This is a genomic window from Nocardia sp. NPDC002869 (assembly GCF_046764065.1).
In the GTDB taxonomy this organism is placed as follows: domain Bacteria; phylum Actinomycetota; class Actinomycetes; order Mycobacteriales; family Mycobacteriaceae; genus Nocardia; species Nocardia rhamnosiphila.
The window spans coordinates 1-3,652 of record NZ_JBKOOL010000280.1 but is presented as its reverse complement, the minus strand read 5'-3'; the positions used below and the strand labels follow the sequence as shown (position 1 = coordinate 3,652).

General features: G+C 69.6%; 2 protein-coding genes. Both read left to right on the top strand.

Translation table 11 applies throughout. The annotated features are described in order from the left end of the window. Nucleotides 1-77 precede the first annotated feature (77 nt). Nucleotides 78-2,024, top strand: coding sequence for an acetoacetate--CoA ligase (locus ACLML9_RS28080; RefSeq protein WP_411948323.1), 1,947 nt, complete (start codon nucleotides 78-80; stop codon nucleotides 2,022-2,024). Between the two features lie 441 nt (nucleotides 2,025-2,465). After that, nucleotides 2,466-3,506, top strand: coding sequence for an NAD(P)-dependent alcohol dehydrogenase (locus tag ACLML9_RS28075; RefSeq protein WP_411948322.1), 1,041 nt, complete (start codon nucleotides 2,466-2,468; stop codon nucleotides 3,504-3,506). The last annotated feature ends 146 nt before the right edge of the window (nucleotides 3,507-3,652 follow it).

Genomic DNA, 3,652 nt, shown 5'->3' with positions numbered 1-3,652 from the left:
GAGGGAAGAATCGGGGTCACAGGGCCCCGACCCGCGCGCCGGAGGCGCGCAAATAAACACAGAAGGGTCCTTTGCCGGTGGAACCTCAGTGGGTACCGACCGAACGGGAAATCGCCGATGCCCGGGTCACCGATTTCGCCCGCTTCGTGGCCGCGCGTTCCGGTGCGGAACTGCCCGACTACCACGCGCTCTGGCGCTGGTCGGTGGACAATCTGGCCGAATTCTGGCTGGCGGTGTGGGAGTACTTCGAGCTCGGGCCCATCGCCGGTGAGGTACTGCCCTGTCCGGAGATGCCCGGGACGCGCTGGTTTCCCGGGACGACGCTGAACTATGTGGATCGGGTGGTCGCGCAGGCGCGGACCGACCGGCCGGCGATCCTGCAGGTCACCGAGGGCAGCGCGGACGTGGTGGCGACGTCGTGGGCGGAGTTGCTGGCCGGAGTGGCCGCGTTCGCCCGGACCCTGCGCGGGCTCGGTGTCCGGCCCGGCGACCGGGTGGTCGGCTATCTGCCGAATATCACCGAAACGGTGGTGGCGTTTCTGGGTGCCGCAGCCGTGGGCGCGGTGTGGAGCGCCTGCGGGCAGGATTATTCGGCCAAGGCCGCGCTGGACCGGCTGGGCCAGCTGGAGCCCGTGGTCCTGGTGACCGCGGACGGGTACCGCTACGGCGGGAAGGCCCATGACAAGAGCGCGGATATCGCGGCTCTGCGAGCCGGTCTGGATACCGTGCGCGCCACCGTGGTGGTGTCGCGGCTGGGCGTCGGGATTCCCGACAGCACACCGTGGTCGGCCGCGGCCGATCCGTCCGGCGGCGAACCGCTCCCGGAAACCGAAACCGTCGATTTCGCGCATCCGCTGTGGATCGTGTTCTCCTCCGGCACCACCGGACTGCCCAAGGGCATTGTGCACGGTCACGGCGGGGTGGTGCTCGAACATCTCAAGGCCGTTGCGCTGCAATCGGATATCGGGCACGAGGACACCTTCTTCTGGTACACCAGCCCGAGCTGGATGATGTGGAACTTCCAGGTCGCCGGGCTGCTCGCCGGGGCGACCATCGTCTGCTACGACGGCAGCCCGGCCCATCCCCGGCCGGACACCCTCTGGGAGATCACCGCCCGCACCCGCGCCACCGTGCTGGGTACCAGTCCCGGGTATGTGCTGGGCTGCATGAAGGCAGGTGCGGTACCACGGACCGATCACGATCTGTCCGCCCTGCGGCTGATCGGTATCACCGGTTCGGCCCTGCCGCCGGCGTCCGCGCTGTGGCTGCGCGACAACGCCGGGAATGTCCCGGTGGCCTCGATCAGCGGCGGCACCGATGTCGTCTCGGCGTTCGCCGGCGGGGCGCCCACCGTGCCGGTCTGGCCGGGTGAACTCTCGGCGCCCTACCTGGGGGTCGCTCTCGACGCCTACGACGAGGTCGGGCAGGCGGTCCGCGGCGAGGTGGGCGAGCTGGTGATCACCGCCCCCATGCCGTCCATGCCGATCCATTTCTGGCGCGACCCCGACGGCGCCCGCTACCACGACGCCTATTTCGACGCCTACCCCGGCGTGTGGCGGCACGGCGACTGGATCACCCTCACCGGGCGCGGCAGCGTGGTCGTGCACGGCCGCTCGGACTCCACCCTCAACCGGCACGGTATCCGGATGGGCAGCGCCGATATCTATCAGGCGGTCGAGCGGCTCCCGGAGGTGGCCGAAGCGCTGGTCATCGGCGCCGAACAACCCGCCGGCGGGTACTGGATGCCGCTGTTCGTCGTCCTGGCTCCCGGCGCCGAACTCACCGACGAACTGCGCGGCCGCATCAACGAGGTGATCCGCACCGAGGTCTCGCCGCGGCACGTCCCCGACGAGATCCTCCTCGCCCCGGCGGTCCCGCACACCCGGACCGGCAAGAAACTCGAGGTCCCCATAAAACGCCTGTTCCAGGGCGCCGACCCGGCCCGTGTGGTGGAGCGCAGCGCCGTCGACGATCCCGCCCTACTGGACTGGTACTCCGGAATCCGCCCACCGGCCCAGCGCTGACCCGCCGGGGTTGGCGGAATACGACCGCCTCCGCAGGCCACGCAACCGGATGATCGCCCGGCTCTCCCGCCGGGTCGGCGCCCCCGCGCATTGGGACTCACCGCTGGCAACCCGGCTTCGCGACACGACACCGCGCTTCCGCTCCTGCCCAGCGCACTGCTCGGCCGTTCGATAACGCCCGCCGACTCCTGGGCACTCTGACCTGTCCGACGTATCCGACCCGAGAAACGACAGGATCACGGTGTCCGGTCTCGGCTTCATACCCCACGGTATGGCACATGGTGCCGACACAGTCGGCACCACCTCGACCGGCCGGGTCGGCGGCGCGAATGCCCCCGGTTCCGTGCGTCCCCGCTAGCCTGGTCGCAGTTGCTGTATCCGCACGTTCGCTGCCGTTCCACCAGTACGCACCCAGTCGCTCGGCTCGGAGAGGACAGGCGCATGAAGGCACTGCAATACGTGACCGTCGGGACAGAACCGGAGGTCCGCGAGATCCCCACCCCCGAACCCGGCCCCGGCGAGGTACTGCTGCGGGTGACCGCGGCGGGGGTCTGCCATTCCGACGATTTCGTCATGAACAACCCGCCGGAACAGTTCGGTATCGAACTGCCCCTGACCCTGGGGCACGAGGGCGCCGGGCAGGTCACCGCCCTGGGCGAGGGTGTGCGCGGTATCGATATCGGCACGAATGTCGTCGTCTACGGCCCGTGGGGCTGCGGAAACTGCTGGTTCTGCGCCCAGGGCCAGGAGAACTACTGTTCCCGGGCCGCCGAATTGGGCATCATGCCGCCGGGACTCGGCTCACCGGGCGCCATCGCCGAGTACTTGATCGTCGATTCACCCCGCCATCTGGTGCCGATCGGCGATCTCGACCCGGTGGCGACCGTACCGCTCACCGATGCCGGCCTGACCCCATATCACGCGATCAAACGGTCGCTGGACAAGGTCCGCCCCGGCTCGTGGACGGTGGTGATCGGCAGTGGCGGTCTCGGCCATGTGGCCATCCAGCTGCTGCGGTATCTGTCCTCCACACGCATCATCGCCCTCGACGTGAACGACGAGAAACTCGAATTCGCCAGGTCGGTGGGTGCGCACGAGGCGGTGCTCTCCGATGACCGGGCCGTCGGCAACGTCCGCAAGATCACCGGCCCGGCCGGGGCGAGCCTGGTCCTGGATTTCGTCGGCTTCCAGCCGACCATCGATACCGCCATGGCGGTGGCCGGGGTGGATTCCGATGTGACCATCGTCGGTATCGGCGACGGAAAGTCCGCCGCCCGGGTCGGATTCGGCATCAGCCCGTACGAAGCGACCGCGACCTCACCGTACTGGGGGACCAGGGCCGAACTGATCGAACTGATCGATCTCGCGCACGCCGGAGTCCTGGATATCGCGACCGAACGGTTCGGCCTCGACGAGGCCCCCGAAGCGTATCGCCGGCTCGCCGCCGGGACGCTGCGCGGCCGGGCGGTCGTCGTTCCCTGACGTCCGCCCCGGGCAACGGGCCGGGAATTACCGCCCCGTTGCCCCTACCGAACCCAGGGCGCCCCCGGGGCGGGTTGGCCGCCCCCAACCATGTGGGGGCCCCCCGCCCACCCCCCAGAGGGGGGGGCGGGGAACCCCGGGGGCGC

Coding starts and splice junctions, on each gene's coding strand:
- ACLML9_RS28075 (WP_411948322.1), top strand. CDS start 2,466: ATGAAGGCACTGCAATACGTGACCGTCGGGACAGAACCGGAGGTCCGC.